22 protein-coding genes and 1 pseudogene are annotated in these 19,617 nt (G+C 45.7%); 8 read left to right on the top strand and 15 right to left on the bottom strand.

Annotated features, from left to right (window positions below):
* The first annotated feature begins 22 nt into the window (after positions 1-22).
* Positions 23-1,630, top strand: coding sequence for a DUF255 domain-containing protein (locus EGM51_09995; GenBank protein ID QBG47707.1), 1,608 nt, complete (start codon positions 23-25; stop codon positions 1,628-1,630).
* Positions 1,631-1,860: 230 nt separating this feature from the next.
* On the opposite strand, the gene EGM51_09990 is transcribed toward EGM51_09995, so the two are convergent.
* The gene (locus EGM51_09990) at positions 1,861-2,157 is read right to left on the bottom strand and encodes a Dabb family protein (GenBank protein QBG49292.1); all 297 of its coding nucleotides are present in this window, start codon (positions 2,155-2,157) and stop codon (positions 1,861-1,863) included.
* A 262-nt stretch (positions 2,158-2,419) separates the two neighbouring features.
* A complete protein-coding gene (locus EGM51_09985; GenBank protein QBG47706.1) occupies positions 2,420-3,190 on the bottom strand; it encodes a DUF3108 domain-containing protein in 771 nt (256 codons plus the stop codon).
* Between the two features lie 339 nt (positions 3,191-3,529).
* Here EGM51_09985 and EGM51_09980 point away from each other — a divergent pair, with 339 nt between their 5' ends.
* On the top strand, positions 3,530-4,780 hold the full coding sequence (locus EGM51_09980; protein QBG47705.1) for an IS110 family transposase: 1,251 nt from the start codon (positions 3,530-3,532) through the stop codon (positions 4,778-4,780).
* 469 nt (positions 4,781-5,249) lie between these two features.
* Here EGM51_09980 and EGM51_09975 read toward each other — a convergent pair whose 3' ends face one another.
* From EGM51_09975 to EGM51_09965, 3 genes are all read right to left on the bottom strand, one after another.
* Entirely contained in the window at positions 5,250-5,894 is a 645-nt protein-coding gene (locus EGM51_09975; GenBank protein ID QBG47704.1) for a hypothetical protein, read from the bottom strand.
* Positions 5,895-5,918: 24 nt separating this feature from the next.
* A protein-coding gene (locus EGM51_09970) for an IS5 family transposase (protein QBG47703.1) occupies positions 5,919-6,688 on the bottom strand; the annotation gives its coding sequence in 2 pieces (ribosomal slippage) (positions 5,919-6,373 and positions 6,373-6,688; 771 coding nt in all).
* A 98-nt stretch (positions 6,689-6,786) separates the two neighbouring features.
* Entirely contained in the window at positions 6,787-7,395 is a 609-nt protein-coding gene (locus EGM51_09965) for a hypothetical protein (protein ID QBG47702.1), read from the bottom strand.
* Positions 7,396-7,825: 430 nt separating this feature from the next.
* On the opposite strand from EGM51_09965, the gene EGM51_09960 reads away from it, so the two are divergent.
* The 4 genes from EGM51_09960 to EGM51_09945 all read left to right on the top strand — a co-directional run bounded on the left by EGM51_09960 (position 7,826) and on the right by EGM51_09945 (position 10,515).
* Entirely contained in the window at positions 7,826-8,014 is a 189-nt protein-coding gene (locus EGM51_09960) for a hypothetical protein (protein QBG47701.1), read from the top strand.
* 300 nt (positions 8,015-8,314) lie between these two features.
* Positions 8,315-8,533, top strand: coding sequence for a hypothetical protein (locus EGM51_09955; GenBank protein ID QBG47700.1), 219 nt, complete (start codon positions 8,315-8,317; stop codon positions 8,531-8,533).
* A complete protein-coding gene (locus EGM51_09950) occupies positions 8,527-8,877 on the top strand; it encodes a transposase (protein ID QBG47699.1) in 351 nt (116 codons plus the stop codon). The genes EGM51_09955 and EGM51_09950 overlap by 7 nt, the downstream gene beginning before the upstream one ends.
* A 42-nt stretch (positions 8,878-8,919) precedes the next feature.
* Positions 8,920-10,515: an IS66 family transposase gene (locus EGM51_09945; GenBank protein QBG47698.1), complete on the top strand. Its 1,596-nt coding sequence runs from the start codon at positions 8,920-8,922 to the stop codon at positions 10,513-10,515.
* A 19-nt stretch (positions 10,516-10,534) separates the two neighbouring features.
* Here EGM51_09945 and EGM51_09940 read toward each other — a convergent pair whose 3' ends face one another.
* The 9 genes from EGM51_09940 to EGM51_09900 form a co-directional block, all read right to left on the bottom strand.
* On the bottom strand, positions 10,535-10,966 hold the full coding sequence (locus EGM51_09940; GenBank protein ID QBG47697.1) for a hypothetical protein: 432 nt from the start codon (positions 10,964-10,966) through the stop codon (positions 10,535-10,537).
* A 117-nt stretch (positions 10,967-11,083) separates the two neighbouring features.
* Positions 11,084-11,305, bottom strand: coding sequence for a hypothetical protein (locus EGM51_09935; protein QBG47696.1), 222 nt, complete (start codon positions 11,303-11,305; stop codon positions 11,084-11,086).
* Between the two features lie 1,046 nt (positions 11,306-12,351).
* Complete coding sequence (locus tag EGM51_09930) at positions 12,352-12,765, bottom strand: hypothetical protein (protein QBG47695.1); 414 nt, start codon at positions 12,763-12,765, stop codon at positions 12,352-12,354.
* 125 nt (positions 12,766-12,890) lie between these two features.
* The gene (locus tag EGM51_09925; protein QBG47694.1) at positions 12,891-13,568 is read right to left on the bottom strand and encodes a hypothetical protein; all 678 of its coding nucleotides are present in this window, start codon (positions 13,566-13,568) and stop codon (positions 12,891-12,893) included.
* A 104-nt stretch (positions 13,569-13,672) separates the two neighbouring features.
* The gene (locus EGM51_09920) at positions 13,673-14,257 is read right to left on the bottom strand and encodes a hypothetical protein (GenBank protein ID QBG47693.1); all 585 of its coding nucleotides are present in this window, start codon (positions 14,255-14,257) and stop codon (positions 13,673-13,675) included.
* A gap of 350 nt (positions 14,258-14,607) precedes the next feature.
* Complete coding sequence (locus tag EGM51_09915) at positions 14,608-15,054, bottom strand: hypothetical protein (GenBank protein ID QBG47692.1); 447 nt, start codon at positions 15,052-15,054, stop codon at positions 14,608-14,610.
* Between the two features lie 100 nt (positions 15,055-15,154).
* Complete coding sequence (locus tag EGM51_09910; GenBank protein QBG47691.1) at positions 15,155-16,249, bottom strand: DUF4238 domain-containing protein; 1,095 nt, start codon at positions 16,247-16,249, stop codon at positions 15,155-15,157.
* 692 nt (positions 16,250-16,941) lie between these two features.
* The gene (locus tag EGM51_09905) at positions 16,942-17,361 is read right to left on the bottom strand and encodes a hypothetical protein (GenBank protein ID QBG47690.1); all 420 of its coding nucleotides are present in this window, start codon (positions 17,359-17,361) and stop codon (positions 16,942-16,944) included.
* An 80-nt stretch (positions 17,362-17,441) separates the two neighbouring features.
* A complete protein-coding gene (locus tag EGM51_09900; GenBank protein QBG47689.1) occupies positions 17,442-17,864 on the bottom strand; it encodes a hypothetical protein in 423 nt (140 codons plus the stop codon).
* Between the two features lie 211 nt (positions 17,865-18,075).
* On the opposite strand from EGM51_09900, the pseudogene EGM51_09895 reads away from it, so the two are divergent.
* Positions 18,076-18,309, top strand: a pseudogene (locus tag EGM51_09895) (transposase).
* A 125-nt stretch (positions 18,310-18,434) separates the two neighbouring features.
* The gene (locus EGM51_09890) at positions 18,435-19,346 is read left to right on the top strand and encodes an IS3 family transposase (GenBank protein ID QBG49291.1); all 912 of its coding nucleotides are present in this window, start codon (positions 18,435-18,437) and stop codon (positions 19,344-19,346) included.
* Here the strand turns inward: EGM51_09890 and EGM51_09885 are convergent.
* Positions 19,343-19,588, bottom strand: coding sequence for a hypothetical protein (locus EGM51_09885; GenBank protein QBG47688.1), 246 nt, complete (start codon positions 19,586-19,588; stop codon positions 19,343-19,345). The genes EGM51_09890 and EGM51_09885 overlap by 4 nt on opposite strands.
* Between the last annotated feature and the right edge of the window lie 29 nt (positions 19,589-19,617).

Genomic DNA, 19,617 nt, shown 5'->3' with positions numbered 1-19,617 from the left:
ATAAAAAATAGGAAGTTATTGTATGAAGAAAACCTGGTTCGCATTGTTGTTCACGGTACAGTTAGTACTTTCATCCTTTGGTCAGTTCGGCGACCCTTTTGAGGTTACCGTTACTCCGGACTCCGACAGAGTCCGCGTCGATGTCAACGTCCCTGAGTCGCATTATCTCTATGCGGACAGTTTCAAGGTGCTGGACGCTCTTGGAAATGAACAGGCTGCTTTGCAGCTTCCCGAAACTAAAGAGGTCACCGATCCGAATACCGGGAAGCCGAAGCCGGTTTATGCGCATTCTTTTTCTGCCGAATATAACTGGGCTCCCGCTTCCGGAGGTGCCGGCGCGGTGCACGTGAAATACTGGGGCTGTAACGACGAGGTCTGTTTTCTTCCGCAGACCAAGGTGGTTGAACTGGAAGCGCCGGCGGGGTCCTCGGAAACCGCGTTGAAAACCGCTCAGACGGAAGCAGAGTTCAATGACTGGAAAAGCGAGCGGGACCGCTTTGCTGTCGGCGGATCTGCGGTGGGCTACATGCGCGCCGAAGATTTTATTGATTTTCTGGATACGGCAGAAAACGGAGGTGAAGCGGTGAAGGTCAGCAGTTTTAAGCTGTTTCTTTCCGATCCGGTGGCCTTTGTTCGCGAGTCGGGACTGCTGTTGACCATTATCTTTATTCTGTTCGGCGGGCTTTTGCTGAACCTTACTCCCTGCGTCCTTCCGATGGTGCCGATCAATCTGGCCATCATCGGCGCCGGCGCGCAGGCCGGATCGAAAGGGCGAGGATTTGCACTGGGCGGTGTGTATGGTCTGGGCATTGCGCTCGTGTATGGATTGCTCGGTGTGGGCGTTGTATTGACGGGTTCGCAGTTCGGTACCATTCAGGCTAATCCCTGGTTTAATCTGGGTATTGCGCTGATTTTTGTGGTGCTGGCTCTGGCTATGTTTGATGTCTTCCACATTGATTTCTCCCGATTCCAGTCAAAACTGGGCGGTGGTACACAGAAGCAGGGTAGTTTTTGGGTGGCATTGACGATGGGGGCTGTGGCAGCACTGCTTGCAGGAGCCTGTGTTGCTCCGGTGGTGATTGCTGTGCTCCTGCTGGCTACCAATGTCTATGAAGCCAACGCTGCGGCCGGTCTGGCACTGCCGTTTGTGCTGGGTATCGGAATGGCGTTACCCTGGCCGTTTGCCGGTGCCGGCCTCGCTTTTCTTCCCAAACCGGGAAAATGGATGGAGTATGTGAAATACGGTTTCGGCGTGGGTATCATCTTCTTTGCGCTTTACTACGGAAACCTGAGTTTCCGTGCATTTAAACCGGCCGATATCACTGATGAAGGTGAGATAGAGGGGCATATGGTCATCGATGGATCTTCAAATGCCGGTCTGGCCGAAGTGTTTGCTGAAGCGCATGCCGCTGGAAAACCGATTTTCCTGGATTTCTGGGCAAGCTGGTGCAAGAACTGCAAAGCAATGGATAAAACCACCTTTAAAGATGAGATGGTAAAGGCGCGTCTCGCGGACTATACCTTCATCAAATATATCGCCGAGGATCCTACAGATGAAAATACATTGGCGGTGATGAACGAATTCGGCGTTCAGGGGCTGCCTACCTTTGTTGTGCTTAACCCCCGGTAAACGGAACTCAGGCGGATCCGGTTTTATGTGTGCGAAGCAGGTCTCCGGCCTGCCTCGCGATACATTTAAAATCCTGTTCTTTTGCCCGGATTACAGGCCGCAACGACCCCGAATAAGATCAAGCGCCGAAGATGATTATTCGTTGATCCAGACCGTTTGTGGGTTTTTATATCACCGACGCTGATTTTCGGAATATATCCGGTGCAGCAACTGCTAGGTTGTGCGGATCGTTATTTCCCGAAAGGGACATGGTCGATTTCCTGAAATGCTTCAACTTCTTTCAGCCAGATCTGCTGAACAAAAGCAACATGGTCCGGATGGTTGTTATAGGCGTCGTATGCGGCCTGGTTTTCAAACGTCATCGTCAGACCATAGGCAAAATCGTTTTTCGGGCTGGTTTCTTTCAATACCTGGAAATTTCCAACGCCCGGAATTACCGCCAGTTTTTGCGCTTCAGTCAGGAATGCAGCTTCCTCCGCAGAGCCCGCAGGGTGTTTCAGTTTGAAGAAGACGGAGTGCGTAATCATATCGGTTTTCTCTGTTGAAATCATGTTGACTGTTGTGCAGCCACTCAGCAGGGCTGCCGCTGCAAAAAGGGCCAGGCTTCTTTTCATGATGATCCTTTCTCCCCATCACCGCTTTGGGAGCATTTTTTGATGCTTATTTTATAATTCATCTCCAGTGTCAAACCATTGGCTGACCTCTGTAAGCCGATCGCAATTTTATGCAGGGCAGGGGGGCATGATGTAAATACAAAAAATCCCGGATAACTCCGGGATTTTCGATGACTTATTCATCCGGGATCAGTTCCGCTTTAAAACTGCCGACCGCCACTTTGCTCTTCAGCAGGACCGGAATGTGCCGGTGATCCGCCGTGCACCAGATCTCAATTTTAGCATCCTTGCTTTTTTCAAAAACGCCTCCAACATCGGAAATATCCGGCTTCAGACGAAAGCAGTCATACTTTTTTCCATTTACTTTTATGGTTTTACGTTCTTTCACCTCGATCCGCGCAATTTTGCAGCGTTTCCCATCCGTCATCGGACCTTCAATGGTTTTACCCACTTCAAGTTCCTGCCGGCGCACAAAATAAAAGGCCGAAAGCGGATCCAGTGTATTTGCCTGAACCGGCGTCACCACCGACTTCTGCTTCCGGGCTTCAAAATAATGGGCCTCCATATTCTCCCAGTCAAAATCCACCGTAATATCCCGCTTTGTTTTTCCCTCGCGCTGAATTTTTGAATAGCCCATCGAACGGTCCACATCATAGGTGGTGAGTGAGGAAAGCGTGTCCCGCACTTTGAAGATGGAATCTACGATTTTCCGGGTTCTGGCCTGCATCTGGAAACTGCGCAATTTGACCCCATCCTGATTTTCATCAGGCAGCACCTCCAGCGTTGCATAGCCCGCCACAATAAACTGCCAGCCCAGGCTGTACCTCAGTTGCTCCCCCGGCTCAAATGCAGAGAGTCGTTTTTCAGTCGGTTCGCTCGCGTGCGATAAGCCGGGGAAAAAAGGTAGACTGAGCGTACCTGCCAGAAACGATCTGCGTCGGATCATAAATTCACCCTTTCTGTATTATCCTGACATTAAACATCATTTATCTTTACAGAAAAATGCGCGCTGCAAAAGCTGCTCTGTTTTGAGCAAGTCAGTATTTCAGGTTTTCTACGATTTATTGCAGGTTGTCCGTGCACAGCAGGAAGTCCGTTGCAGAGCAGGTTGTCCGGTGAATTGTCTGCAAATCAGGTTTCATTAAATTTCATTCACCCAAGTGAGTTGTTCCAGACCTTATGCCTGAAGTTGATGGCGCCTCGGTCATTTTCCCTTTAAATTAAGAGGCGTGCCCTCGGGGGTTCCGTGGGCTGCTCCGGCGAGCCGGAGCCTATCCAACATTGAATGAACGAAGCATTCAAACCAAAGGAGCACGCCATGAAAGAAGTATACGTAGGAATTGATGTTCACAAAGATGAAAATGTATTCGGTTCAGCCTTTGACGGGCGTTGCAGGGGAGAGCTCATCGGAAAATGTTCGGCTGATATGAACCGGACACTGACCTTCATTCGGAGGTACATGAAAAATAACAACCTGACGAAGGAGCAACTGCACCTCTGCTATGAGGCCGGGCCGACGGGATTTGTATTGGCGCGGCGCCTGATTAAACTCGGATTTGACTGCCAGGTGATTGCTCCGTCGAAAATTCCGGAACGCGCCGGAGATAAAGTTAAAACCGACCGGCTGGATGCATGCAAACTCGCGCGGCTGCATCGGGCCGGTGAACTGATTTCCGTTCATATCCCGAATGTGGAGGACGAGGTGATCCGCGATGTCTGCCGCGGCCGCACCGATGCGGTGAATGAGGTGAAACGCGGGAAGCAGCAGCTCTCGGGTTTTCTGCTGCGCAATGGATACCGCTATACCAAACGCGGGAAGCAGCAGCTCTCGGGTTTTCTGCTGCGCAATGGATACCGCTATACCAAACGCGGGAAGCAGCAGCTCTCGGGTTTTCTGCTGCGCAATGGATACCGCTATACCGGGAAAGCCGGCTGGACCGAGGCGCATATGCGTTATCTGCGCGAACTGGTGATGCCGGAGCGTGCGCAGAAAATGGTAATGGAGGAATATCTGCTTCGAATCGATGCCGCTACGGCGCAGGTCGGACGGATTGATCATCAGATGGAACTGCTGCTGCAGACCTGGAGCCGCCGCGCGTTCGTTGAGGCGTTGATGGGCTTCCGGGGATTCAGGACGACCGCCGCGATGGTGCTCACCGCCGAGGTGGGGGACTTTCTGCGGTTCGCTCATCCGAAACTGTTCATGGGATTTCCGGGAATGGTTCCCAAAGAAAACACAACGGGTAACCATCGCCGGCAGGGAAATATCACCAAGTGCGGTAATTCGCATGCGCGCTGGATGCTCATTGAATGTGCCGGTCATTACCGTATGCCGCCAAAAGTTTCCAAAGCACTTTCCAAACGCCAGGAAGGATTGAGCCGCGAAGTGCGAGCACTCTCCTGGCACGCCCAGAACCGACTTAATAACCGTTGGTATAAATTGATGTTCAGAAAAGTGCATCACAATAAAATTCAAGTAGCCATCGCACGTGAGCTCTCCTCCTATCTATGGGATCTGGCTCACCTTGTGAGGTAATATATATTTTACAGATGATCGAATCGGAGGTGTGCTCACTGGAAATACAGAGGCCGGTCCTTGATAACGTTATGAGTTACGTCGCTACTGCTTCATTGAGTACGGCCAGCACTCGATACCCAGACTAAGGGTACAAGGCCGCGGTGATCAAAGATACTGTCGGTAGTGCGTTTGTTTAAACGAACGTGCCATTCGCTCCGGCCGAGGCCGGGCGGATTGAAAAGTCCACGAATATGAGCATACACTGTAAACGGGTAACAACCGTATCACCCTGTGATAATGGTTCCATGGCCGCCTCCGATTCCGATCGCCCGGCCCTTTTTCAAAGAGAGAAAAAAGTGGGTCTTATATTTTTTTGCCCTGTTGACAAAACTTCAGCCATATGAACGTTAAGGCTGACCTGCCGTGCACATAAACTTCGACCGGATCGACGGGCGTTTTCACGGTAAGGTCAAGCCTCTGGTTAGCATCATTTTATTTTAACTAAGTTGATAGTTGCCATAAGGGTTGTAACTCCAAAGGAACACCAAAAAATTATGGGTTTCCAAAAAGAAAGAGGCCCATAAGTTTCCCCGTAGGTTTTTGAGCCAGAGGCCACAGCATCAGATATTACGCCACATAGTTTTTGATCCAGAATATAGAAACCCAACCAAAGAAATAGTGAGATTGGTGCAATAATTTTTAAAGTGATATCTAACCCATTGAAACGGGAAATATTATGCCATTCCTGCCTGAGTAGTAATCTCGACTTTTCCATGAGATCATCTTCTATGTCGGAGACATCTTGGAATACTGCGCCTTGATCTACTTTTTGAATAAGTTCATCGACAAGTTTGGCTATCTCTTCCTGATCTTTATTGTCATTCAGTAAAAGATGGATTTTTTGTTTACGTGCATGAATCTGATGTCGCACATCACTCGAAAGAGGGGTCATGTTTCCCAGTAAACGATATTCCTCCACATGGCCAAGTAAGTGAGCTAATTCATTTCTCAAATCGGAAATCCATTTTTCGATGAGATTTCCTTTATAATGTTTGTTCTGAAAAAATAGCGTTATCAAAGCCGCTGTGACAGAACTGCAGGCTATGGTTATGAGTGTTTTGGTTAAGTCCATTTTTTTATCTCATGCTAGGGCGTGTTAACACAACGGAAGCATGTCCACAGTCAGGGCGAAGTGGATGAACGCACAGAACATTACGTCGAGTTTCTCGAAGCGGGAGAAGATTCGACGGAATCCTTTTAAGCGGCGGAACAGGCGCTCCACTTCATTGCGCCGCTTGTACATTTCCTTGTCGTATTCCCAAGGTTCAAGTCGATTGGCCTTGGGCGGCACAACGGGAGTGAGGTCAAGATCGAACACCAGCTGCCGGGTTTCATCTCCTTCGTAGGCCTTATCCATCAATACATTGCAAATGCCTTCAGGGCGATCCTCGCCCCAGCTGGCCAGTAGTTTACGACCTTCCGGACCATCACCGGCTTGTCCCGGGGAAAGGGAGAAATCCAGTGCGATCCGGGCGTTGGCGGCGATCAAATGGATCTTGGTAGTCCAGCCACCACGGGACTTTCCTATGGATTGTTTGCCGTTTTTTTTAATGCGCCGGTTCCGTCGGGATGCACCTTGATCGAGGTGCTGTCGATGGACACCGCTTCAAGGTTGATCTTCACGAGCTGCTGTTTCTGCAGTTCATCGAACACGTTTGCGAGAACGCCTTTTTTTGCCCAGCGGTTCATGCGGGTGTAAATGGTGTGCCAGTTTCCAAAGCGAGAGGGGAGTCCGCGCCACTTGCAGCCGTGCTCGGCCACATAGAGAATGGCGTTTAAAACCTCGATATTGGAAAGAGTTACGTTGCCTCGCTGCACCGGCAACACATGGGCGATTTTGTCGTACTGGGCTTCGGTTATTTTCATATAAAGATAGTACCAGACTTGTTTTATATTGCAAGCATAAGTGTTAACAGGCCCTAACGTTATGGGTGACTTTCGGTGCGCATAAACCATCGACCGAATTAACAGGCGTTTTCACCGTAAAGTCCAACCTCTGGTTCGCTGTTTTTTACTATTGGTGCTGCGTGCTTTACTCGGATTGGAACCCATTTTATATCGATGGTTTCTTTCCGTACTTTATCTTTGGTCTTTATTTCAAATTCTACCTGAGTTGAGATTTCCTCTTTCTCTTCAAACTTGAACATGAATCCAGGTTCAAATGTGTGGGAAACTCGTCTGTCTACATTTGTGACGTTCAGAACTGTTGGCCATTGGGTTGAAGGGGAGAATTCATAAATTTCACCAAGGCTGGATGAAATTGATATGCTGGTGATATTCACCTTTTTTAGTTCCTCGGACTTTGGCTCTACAACGACAAACAGCTTATATGGAGCAACATTTATTTTTTGATTATCGTATGTGTACCACTCCAGATGAATGTTGGCGTCCTCATACTCAAATGTTGTGAAGCGATGATGAAGTTCATCTTGATTCTTTGAAATAACACTGCTCTCTGGTTTGTACGCTTCTACATAATATGAGGACATGTTGATTAGCCATGCGAAGAATGCTACGACTAATCCGATGATTATCAGTATTGGGATCGAACAACCTATGAGCCATTTTTTCATATTTTATTTAGCGAACGTTAATGGGTGAGTTTCGGTGAACATAAACTTCACTTAATCAACAGGCGTCGGCCACCGTAAACTCGAACCACTGGTTGGAAAAGACTCTGTTTTGAGCAAGTCAGTATCTCAGGTTTTCTACGATTCATTGCAGGTTGTCCGGGCACAGCAGGAAGTCCGCTGCTGAGCAGGTTGTCCGGTGAATTGTCTGCAAATCTGATTTCATTAAATTTTTATGCACCTAAGTGAGTTGTTCCAACGTTAAGGATGAGCCGCCGTGCAAATGACGTTGGCCGTATCGACAGGCGTTTTCACGGTAGGCTCGAACCTCTGGTTAGGTGTTTTGTTAAATCAGTTTAGGTGCCTTGCGGTGTGGCATCGAAACCGAGTGTTAAACACCGTAAATCTGAATTGACTGGTTAGGTGGTTTATTATGGCGTTAAAATGGAACAAGGCTAAACACGGAAGCTATATCGAAGCGGGAAACTGGAGTATCCATAAGAGCGGGGATGCCTTCTCACTGAAGCTTGGGTGGAATTTTGTGTGTCTTTTGAAAAGCGAGGCTGGTTGCAAGCGCGTTGCAAACTGCATTCACCGTGAGATGGAAAAAGATCGCGCCTAACGTTACGGGTGACCTGCCGTGCACATAAACTTTGACCTAATCAACGGGCGTTTTCACGGTAAGGTCAACCCGCTGGTTAGGCAAATTAGTCATTTAGTAGATACATAGTCTTTTGAACTGTGATCATTGGAGTATTTCGGTAAACGTCTCTTCGTCGACCCCGTAGTCAGGCTTGCGATTCGCTGATACGGTATCGGCATGGATAACAATACTCAAGAAACATGTCGGAGACGAGTTTACCGCAGCGCGGCAGTTCGTCAGGAGTTCGTAGCTCAGTTTCATCGGAGCGGCCTTTCGGCGGTGAAGTTCTGTGCGGAGCACGAGATCAATCTGCAGACGTTCTACAGCTGGCTCGCAAAAGAGCGCAAGAACTCACCGCCGATGCAGGAAGTTCAAGTGAATCTGCCTGCTCCGAGACTGGAAGTTCGGGTCTGTTTCCCCAATCAGGTGGAGGTTCGCATGCAGGTGGATTCTCCCTCGGCATTGGGGACAGTGTTTCGTGAGGCTGCACAATGCTGAGCCTAACAGGATCGCTGCGGGTGTTTCTTGCCGTGGAGCCGGTTGATTTGCGGAAGAGTTTTAACGGGTTGCATACCGTTGTGCTCGAACAACTGAAGGAAGATCCCTGTTCCGGGGCGTTGTTTGTTTTTACGAACCGGCGAAGAACCTTGATCAAATCGCTTTACTGGGATGGAACGGGAATGTGGGTGATGATTAAGCGGTTGGAGCAGGGGCGCTTTACCTGGCCGAAAGGCGTAACGGGCGATGATAAAAAGCTGGAGCTTGCCCCGGAATCCCTATCGCTTCTACTGGACGGAGTGGATCTCAGACGCGGCTCTCTCAAGCCGTGGTATCAGCGATAATTATTGAAGTTTCTATCAGATTTTCCGCCGGGTTTTGGTATAATGCATCCCATGGATTTTAATCGGGAAAACTTCGATCTGCTGCTGGAGAAGAGCGCTTCTTTTGAAGCGCTCGAATCCGAAAGTGAGCAGCTTAAATCCAAAATAAAAATCCTGGAAGAGAAGGTTCAGTATCTGCTGAAGAAACTGTTCGGGCGCAGTTCGGAAAAACTGAGTCCGGATCAGATGGAGCTGGCCTTTGAAGAACTCTACGCATTGCAGAAGCAGCTGGAGGAGGCCGAAGAGTCGGCGGATGAGATGCCGCAACCGGAGGATCCAAAAGACTCTCGTCGCGGGAAACGTAAACCACTGAAAGAACGGGTGCCGGAAGATCTGCCTGTTGAACGGGTTGTGATCATTCCGGATGAAGTACAGGAAGAACCGGAGCTCTATAAGAAAATTGGCGAAGAAACGGTTGAAGAACTCGACGTGGTTCCGTCCCGTTACTTTCGTCGTATTATTGTCCGCGAAAAATATGTCCTGATCGATGATCGTGAAGCCGCTCCGGTGATTGCCCCGGCCCCGGAGCGACTGATTCAAAACAGCTATGCCTCAGCCGGACTCATCGCACAGATTATTCTGAACAAATACTGCGACCATCTTCCCCTGTATCGACAGGAATGGATTTTAAAGTATCGGTACGATATCGAAGTCAGTCGGAAAACGATGGGCAACTGGATGTATCTGACGGCCAATTGGCTGACGATGATTTATGAATCCCTTCGAAATGAAATTCGACAAAGTGGATATATTCAGGCCGACGAAACTGTTATCAAGCATCAGGACAAGCAAAAGGACTACTGTCCTAACGGATACCTATGGGTTTATCACAGCCCGGGGGTCGGCGCGCTGTTCGAATGGTTCGCAAGCCGGGCCAATGAGTGTCTGGACGGAATGCTCACGGATTTTTCCGGCTATCTGCAAAGCGACGGCTACGAAGCGTATCCATGCTGGTTGAATAAACCGGACCACACTGAAGAAAAAGAATCCATCATCCATGCAGGGTGCTGGGCCCATGCACGTCGCAAGTTCGTAGAGGCCGGCGACTCCATCTCGCGCAAAATCGTCAAACACATCGCCAAGCTCTACCGCATCGAAACCGACCTGCGGAAGACGCCTGAACTCGACCGATCCGCAGTTCGTCAGAAGGACGCATCACCCATCCTGGAAAAACTGAAAACCATTCTGGAGCGAGAAAAGACACGTCAGCTCCCGAAAAGCAAACTCGGCGAAGCCATTCGCTACACTCTGAGCCGGTGGGACAGCCTCACTCATTATGTCGATCACAGCCGCCTGGAAATCGACAACAACCTCGTGGAGAATGCCATCCGGCCCACGGCCATCGGCAAGAAGAACTTCCTGTTCTTCGGCAGCCCGGACTCCGGACAGACCAGCGCAGTCATTTACAGCCTGGTCGAAACCTGTCGCAAACTCGATATCAACCCCGCCGACTATCTGAGAGAAGTCCTGGACGCCCTGCCGACCATGGACAGTCGGGATGCCCCCGACTGGACGCCAGCCCAATGGAAGGCGCGCCGGGAAAACGCCGAACCTGCTCCATCATCCAAGACCTTATCAGCATCTCGCGAGGCTGCATAGGGGGTGATCCAAAAGACGCTTACGTATTTCGGATAATTGGTGCCACTGATTTCCGAATTGTTGATAATAAATTTTTTCCCTCAATATGCTGAAAATCTGCATCCGTTAAAAATTTCCCCTCTATAGATTTTATTTCCTCAACGATATCGCACTTGAAATACATTTTTGCTTCAGGATTAAAGAGCAAATGAATGTCATTTCCTTCTATTTCCTCTCGTGATGTCTCAACGACTTTTGCTCGAAACTGAACAACACGCTGGAGTTCTCCTTCACCTGTTCTGCCTTGAGCATAATATAGATAAAGCCAAAATTCCTTGGTTTGATCTGAAGGAAGAGTGTGTGGTTCATGCCACAAAAATGGGAAACAAAAATAACGCTTGCCTGATGATTTCCATTTTTCTAGTTCTGCTGGAAACCAGCCTGGTTCCGTGGGATATAGATACGAATTCATATTTGTCCTTATTTTATGATGCCTAACGTTACTCATGACCCGCTTGGGAATTAAACGTTGCCTCCAAAACCGGGCGTTGTCCAAGTAGGGTCTATGAGCTGGTTCGCTGATTTTTAGTTATTTAGGTTTGTTCCAAAATTCAGGCCAATCATTAAAATGGATCACTTCCTGATTATTGATGATTAAGGAATGGAATGGTTCATCTGGAAAATCATTCATTCTAATTACCCATGTGTTGTCACCGACCTTTGCTGTGCCGATGATGCATTGGATATTTGATTTGTTCCAATTTACTGAACGATTCAATTCTGGATGTTCTGACCAATTGTCTTCTTTCATTTTATCAGTAGCGAACGTTATGGGTGAGCCGCCGGTGCTCACAAACTTTGCTTATTCAATTGGCGTCGGCCACCGTAGGCTCCACCCACTGGTTCTGCCCATTTTTATCTACATACAAAACGCCTGAAACATATAAATCAGTGAACTGATTACCGAGAGGGTTGTTTCGAGTATTAATGCCAGCTTGAGATTCTTTCCAGAGAACAAAGCAATAGCAAGGGTCCATATAATTCGGATACCAAATACAATGTTTATCACTTGTGGTCCCATTTCTACTGATGGAATGAGGTTAAGAGTCCACCAAGCAACCGGGAGGTATGGATCCCAGAAGTATGAGAAAAAGTCACTGAAGTCAGCGACAAACAGGCAGGCTAAAGCAAGGCAGAGAAAAGCAATGCCAAGGGAGATTACGATTTGAACCGCTACGCTTACGCAATATTTCTTAGGAGATAATCTCATTTTATCTTTTAGTGCAGAACGTTAATGGGTGAGTTTCGGTGAACATAAACTTCACTTAATCAACAGGCGTCGGCCACCGTAAACTCGAACCACTGGTTGGAAAAGACTCTGTTTTGAGCAAGTTAGTATCTCAGGTTTTCTACGTTTCTCTGCAGGTTGTCCGGGCACAGCAGGAAGTCCGGTGAAAAGCAGGTTGTCCGGTGAATTGTATGCAAATCTGATTTCATTAAATTCCATGCACCCAAGTGAGTTGTTCCAACGTTAATGGGTGAGTTTCGGTGAACATAAACTTTACTTAATCAATAGGCGTCGGCCACCGTAAACTCGAACCACTGGTTGGAAAAGACTCTGTTTTGAGCAAGTCAGTATTTCAGGTTTTCTACGATTCATTGCAGGTTGTCCGAGCATAGCAGGAAGTCCGTTGCAGAGCAGGTTGTCCGGTGAATTGTCTGCAAATCAGGTTTCATTAAATTCCATGCACCTAAGTGAGTTGTTCCAACGTTACGAGTGACCCGCCCGTGACCATAAACTTTGACCGAATCAAACAGGCGTTTTCACGGTAGGGTCCACTCGCTGGTTAGGCTTGTTTATTCGTATGCTACCGCAACTTTAGTTTCATCAGTAAACTGTAGTGACTTGATCTTACCTTTTCCGTTTTTAGATGAAATGCTCACTACTGTTTTCAATTTATAAAATACGCCACTTAATTCTTTGAGTGACTCCTTGGGGATTTTGATTGTCGCTCCCTGTGTGAAAATTTCATTTTCCTCTAAAACTAAAATCAAACTGCCATTAGGGGAAAGGGATTGCTCCGAAACAGAAATGTCAAAATTGGTTTTTTGAATTTGGGTTAATAATTCCGCTGATAACGCCTCTGGAATTGGTTCCTTCTGGAGTTTCTTTTCAGGAATTGGTTCTGCCGTTTGAGTCTCTTCCTTTGTTGTGGAGCAAGCTGTGGCAAAAGCACAAATCATGGTGATGATGAATAGGTTTTTGATCATTATATTTTTCCTTGCCTAACGTTACGGGTGAGCCTCGCAGAGGGTGGAGAGTGGTTTGGATGTATGCGCTGAAACGTTAAAACTGCGGACGTTTTATGCGTAGGTTCCACCCACTGGTTCGAAAATCATTTAAACCGTCGGCATTTAACAACGAGTCCTTTGGGAGAGGTCATGGTCAATTCATCTCCAATGATTAATATTGTGCATGATTCCATACTGAGTTCTCCATCATGAAGAACGTGAAGCTGAAGTGTGTCCTTGTTCTGTATTGTCCATGTCACATCAAAACCATACGCCTCGATTTCTCCCGTTCCTTTGGAAACGGTTCCATCTGGCAAAAACTCAATATACTGATCTTCATCTTCAACATAAGACCATTTGCCGATGATCTCTTTTCCCTCTAATTCCTTATAGTAAACGTAATCAGCAACTTTCTCAAAGTTAGACAACCGATCTGGACATTTGGATATAGGGTTTAGGATTATTACTTCCCAATGATCATTGGTATTTATAAAGTAAAGACATTCATATTTGTTTTCAAGTTTCCGAATGTATGTGGCATGGGTAGCTGATTTAATGAATGGGAGATCATAATATCTAGTAAACGCCATGAGAACTTGCTCAGGATATTCGATTTCCCCTTCAATATTACGGGGTATTCCCAGGTAGTTGAGTTCTTTTGTTATTCTCTTTTTTATCTTTCGTTCATTGAAGGCGCTAAATGGAGTCCCTTTCGTTTCATGCTTGTTCTGGGAACAACCAAAAAGGGTCACTGACGCAATGATAATCAATATGCTTTTCATTTTCCTTCGAACGTTACGGGTGACCCGCCGTGCCTTGTTCGTTGCCTGACTCAACGGGCGTTTTCACGGTAGGGTCCACCTGCTGGTTGGGGATTTTTGGGTTGTTATATTTCAAGTATTCTAATGATCGAGTTCTTAACTTTATTTAGGTAGTCAATTGTGATCTCCACACGCCCAGAATTCACAGGAAGATTTTCCTGATTAATAATGCTTTCAAGTGCGGGTCTTTTTTTTTCTTTGACTAAAGACAGACGTTCGCATGCGTGCAAAATACAGTGCCTGACTTTTTCTGCATTAGTGAGGATCGTCCACTCTTTCAGAGTCGATAGATCTTTCCCTGTTCTCTTCTTCCAGCCCTCTGCAAAACGTTTAATGGAACTGTTGTTTTCAATTTCGACATTTTCTGATTTGCAGATTAAATAACTAATCTCCTCAAAATTACTCATATGCATTATAAAACAGAAATTTCGGGTTTTCCGTTCCATGAATCCTTCGGCAACAGACTTAACCTTAGTCCTGTCTTCCTCTGTTAAACTTGGATCAAGGTTTTCTAGATATGCTCCATATGTTGTAACTGTGAAATTGTGCCATTTTGTAATGAAATTGATGTTGTTTTTATAGGCATAGATTTCGATATCTCGAACGGACTGATCAGGTGAAATTGAAATTCCATTTTTTGTGAGAGACATATTTTTAAGTTTCCTTCCCCAACGTTAATGGGTGAGTTTCGGTGAACATAAACTTTACTTAATCAGCAGGCGTCGGCCACCGTAAACTCGAACCACTGGTTGGAAAAGACTCTGTTTTGAGCAAGTCAGTATCTCAGGTTTTCTTCGAGTTCAAGCAGGTTGTCCGGGCACAGCAGGAAGTCCGCTGCTGAGCAGGTTGTCCGGTGAATTGTCTGCAAATCTGATTTTATTGAATTTTTATGCACCTAAGTGAGTTGTTCCAACGTTAAGGCTGACCTGCCGTGCGCATAAACTTTGACCGAATCAACCGGCGTTTTCACGGTAAGGTCAAGCCTCTGGTTAGGCAAGTTCTAGTCTATTGCATCTTTCGTTCTATTCCATGATTTATATTTCCATGGAACTATCGATTCTAAATGAGTAATGCGTATGTCCGGCATGTTAGATGAGTTATGTTTTGCATCCAAAATTGGTCGTCGATCTTCGGGAATAAACACCCATGGTTGTATTTTCCAATCGCATGGGATTGAGCAATCTCTTCTGATTGCAGTGCATAAGCTATCCCAATTTGAATCCCATGATTTCAATCTTTGCAATAGTGCGTGCAAACTGGACGAAAATGTTACTTCATACAGATAAACAGAAGATTCACGTAAATTGACTGCAACAATATCGCAGTACCATGATGTTCCTTTTGGAGGATTATTTCCCGGTTCCAACTGTAGGAAACATTCGTTGTTTACGAATACTGACCGATCCGCATCAAGATACTCCGCTACGATTCCTTGGTAATAGTCCATTTTTATTTGTGCCTAACGTTCAGCCTGACCTGCCGTGCACAAAACGTTGACCGAATCGACAGGCGTTTTCACGGTAAGGTCAAGGCTCTGGTTAGGCCATTTATTTTACTATTTTCTCTTTCCAGTATCCACGATCACTCATCTGTGGCACATGCTCTTTTCTTACATATCCAGCACCAGATCCATTTGTGTAAACATAACCATCTTGCCTCAAACGTATTTGTTTTGGCCAAGCCGTTGGTGTTGGGTTTATAGATTGGAAATGCATTAATGCATTGGTGTGTTCCGGAGCATCTTCACGGTCTACTACTCTGTATTTCTTATATCCATCAACCTCTTGATCAAGTACGGCATAGTTAATTTTGACACGAGTAGGGGGACGACTAGATTCGATTGCGGTGTATAATGATGAAAGAGCTGTCGCAGATTGATTATCGTGTGTGAAAATATTAGCTCTGCAATTAAGGACTTGATGCTGATTAATTGCGTCTGCATCACGATTATCTTTAATTTTTACCCATCCATTTTTGTGCGCAACTGTATAAACATGTTCATCATATAAGAGACATATTATTTTAGGGCTTAGAGGTAGTAGGCAAAGATTCCCTCCTGTTCCTAAACCAAAAGATCTGCCCCGTGTTTTTCTATTCTGCAGATGCCATCGGTTGGTAAGTACAGCTGGGTCATCAGAGGTGATAAAGCTAGTGTCTGATTCGTTTTTAATAAGACAAATACTTAAATCATCTATAACCTTCATTTCCCTTATGAACATAAGCATTGATTGCTGAACTGCTTCTTTTAAACCAAGCTTAAATTCTCGTGCTGTCTCACCAACTGTTTCCCCCATTTTTTCGTTTAATTCAATGGCTCGTCTAGAGGCCGCTTCTGTCCTCATATATTGCAAAAGCCAAAACCGTTTTAGGAAAAACCGATGTTCATTAGTCAGTCTGTATCCATTTTTTACAATTTCAGAAACAACTAAGGAATATTGTGATTCGAATGGCTGAAGTGCTTTTTCTAACTCTAAATCTTCGCCGTAGAAATAACTCTTTGAGCACTGACCTTTTATAGGAGCTTTTTGTATGAACGTTTTCCGGTCAAGATTGAAGAGGTTTATTGTAGCTGAGCAGTCAGCATCGGCAAACTGACGAAGATAACATTGGGGGACATAATGCTGATTTTTATTGGATGCCATTGAGATTTATTTATATGCCTAACGTTATGGGTGAGGCTGAGGGGAATCAAACGTTGACCGGATTAATCCCACGTCGTCCCGATAGCCTCAAGCCACTGGTTCGAAGTTAGTTTGGTTCTTATTTGTTTTCTACGAGAAAGGGAGTGAATTTTCTACGAAATCCAGCAGGAAGGAATGGTGGAGAAACTGTGTGTTTTCTACGCATTCGGATGCGGAATCCGTTAAGGAAAATACTGGGTTTTCTCCGACCATCGGAATTTTTCTCTTCCGAGAATCTGTGGTTTTTCTACGTGTTCCTTCGAACGTTATGGGTGAGCCGCCGGTGCTCATAAACTTTACTTAATCAACTGGCGTCGGCCACCGTAGGCTCCACCCACTGGTTCGGTTTTTATGTTTTTTTTAGTCCTGATCAGGATGGTTTTTGATTCCATCCGCAAAGCAATGAATCTCTGAAGTTCCACTCTGTTTTTGGTTTTGCTTTATTCTGTGCCAAATATGATTTCATTCAGATTTGGATATTTTCTTTAAACGATCTCTGTTCTCCAATTCTTTTCCGATGGTTGGAAATCTCAGTAGAGCAGCATCTCTTTTTGTTCATTTATCGAACGTTATGGATGAGCCTCGGTGCTCATAAACTTTGCCTTTACCAAAACGGGCGGGTTCACCGTAGGCTCAAGCCACTGGTTCGAAATTTATTTTACTTTGGTGTAAACGGTGTTTTTACCATTGATACTCATGATCATTTGATTGTCAGTAATCTGAACAATTGAATTGGTGACAGTGATCGTTTCATTACTGAATTCAAAATTTAGGATTATGTTGGAGCTGTTAATCATTTTCCAACTACCAGGAATCTCGACATCAGAAGAAACCATTTCTGGTCTAATCGCTTTTATATCTTCCTCTGAGAGGTGAGGCTGAAATTTCTCTTGCATAATGTTTGTTGTGAATTCCATATGACTCACGAGTTTGCCGTTTTCTATAAACTCTAAAGAACCTCCATTATCCGTTGGGGATTGCCAGTTACCCAAAATTGAATTTTGAGTTTTATGGGCACAGCTTGAGACTGAAAACAGGATTCCTAAAGCAATCGGGATATATTTTTTCCTCATTCTTTTTCTCTTTCGAACGTTATGGGTGAGCCTGAGCGCAAATGACGTTGACCGGATTCACGGGCGTTTTCGCGATAGGCTCAAACCACTGGTTGGATGTCTTTATATATTAGTTTAACAAAGATCCATTTGAGGATCACGTGTGTAAGAATTCCCATAATTACTGGAATTACAAATAACAAAGATTCCTGTGATGAATTCTCAAATATTGGATTGTCGCTGAACTGTCTTAATACATCGCTGGATTGGCCGAAGATTACAAAACCAAGAATGAAGGTGACGTTACTGATGGATTCTTTTTTGAATCTGAATAACGCTGAATATGCTGTTGCTAAAAATAATAAACCGATCATCAAAAATAATGCTGCAAACAGGATGAACACTATTTCTTTAGAAATTCCCATAATGATCATTATTACGGATAAAATGAGGGATATAAGTCCGAGCAAACCAATGACTGCGGAAAGTATTTGGATTACTAGTTTGGCAATTTTAGAGGTCATTTATTTATCACTATCCAACGTTAGGGATGACTTTCGGTGCGCATAGCGTACAGATAGTTCAACCGGCGTTTTCACCGTAAAGTCCAACCCCTGGTTCGAATTTCATTTTGTTATTATTTTTCTAACTCCGAAATAGAACATCAGCTGTTTTGCCTCAGATGGAATTGGACAAAACCTTCGTTCAAGTTAGATAGTACGAATGGAGGACAGAATGCCAAAGAGAAGACACTTCACGGCCGAACAGAAGGCCGACATTGTTATGAGTCACCTGGTCGACCAGGTGCCGGTTTCCGATATCTGTGTAAAGCATGATATTCAGCCGAATATGTTTTACCGATGGCAGGCCGAATTCAGAGCGAATGCCTCTGCCGCCTTCGAGAAAACGGACACGCGTAAACAGAAGGCCCGGCGAAGACAGACCGAGCAGCTCGAAGTGCAATTGCAGAAGAAAGACAGCATTATTGCCTATGTGACAACAGAGCTGATGAAATCAAAAAAAAAGAATGGGGAGATTTAAAAGGTTGGGTGGAGCCGGATCTGCGGGATCGAATTATTGATGACGTATTTGAAATCCGGGAACAGACCGGGCTGGCCCTGAGCTGGCTTCTTGCTAAAGCATCTCTTGGTAAAAGCCGGTTTTATGACTGGCGTAAACGATACGGAAAACTCAATGAGCACAATGGTAAAATACCTCGGGACAACTGGTTGCTGGCGAATGAAACCGAAAAGATTGTTAACTGGTATAAAGAGCATCCGTTTGATGGATATCGCAGGTGCTGCTATATGATGATGGATGCGGATGTTGTTGCGGTCAGTCCGGCCACGGTGTACAGAGTCCTTTCAAAAGCAGGGATGCTGAACAATCGGAACGTACGCCCGTCCAGGAAGGGAACCGGCTTCACTCAGCCATTAAAAGCCCATGCTCATTGGCATATTGATATTTCCTACATCAACTGTGGCGGCACCTTTTATTATCTGTGCACGGTACTCGATGGATTCAGCCGGTTGATCGTTCACTATGAGCTCAAGGAACAGATGAAAGAGGCCGACGTAGAGCTGATTCTTCAGCGTGCGAGAGAAAAATATCCTGATGCGGCTCCGAGAATTATAAGTGATAACGGCCCGCAGTTCATCGCCCGGGATTTCAAGGAGTTTATTCGTCTGACAGGCATGACGCATGTGAGAACCAGCCCGTATTATCCGCAGAGCAACGGTAAGCTTGAGCGTTATCATAAAAGTCTGAAAACCGAATGCATTCGTCCCAGAAGTGCAGAAACTCAGGATGAAGCTCGTCGGAATATTGATGAATATGTTACCTATTACAACACGATCCGCTTACACAGTTCGCTTGGATTTATCACACCCGGGCAAATGCTGGATGGGAAGCAGAAAGAAATATTTGAAGAGCGGGAAATGAAGTTATCGAAAGCCCGGGAAGAGCGCCGAATAAAGCGGAGCAAAATCCGGGAGTTAACCAACTAAAATCGAACCGAGGTTTTTCCAATTCCCGGTGAACCATTACACAGCAACCCTGCTGTAATTAAGGTGATGATGATGGTTACACCTTGCTGTAGTGCTGTAATGAATCCATGTCCCTTTAAAATTGGTTCTTGATCCTGTGCTTGTTGGGGAAGTGCAAAAATCCACCAAAGGATTGCAAGGGCAATGAAGATGAAACCGAGTGCAATGAATCGGATTGATGATGTGATTGCTTTTGGTTTCATTTTTTTATCATTCGAACGTTAATGGGTGA

Source organism: Verrucomicrobia bacterium S94, assembly GCA_004299845.1.
Lineage (GTDB): Bacteria > Verrucomicrobiota > Kiritimatiellia > Kiritimatiellales > Pontiellaceae > Pontiella.
The sequence above is the reverse complement of the archived record's forward strand: the minus strand, read 5'-3'. Positions and strand labels throughout refer to the sequence as shown.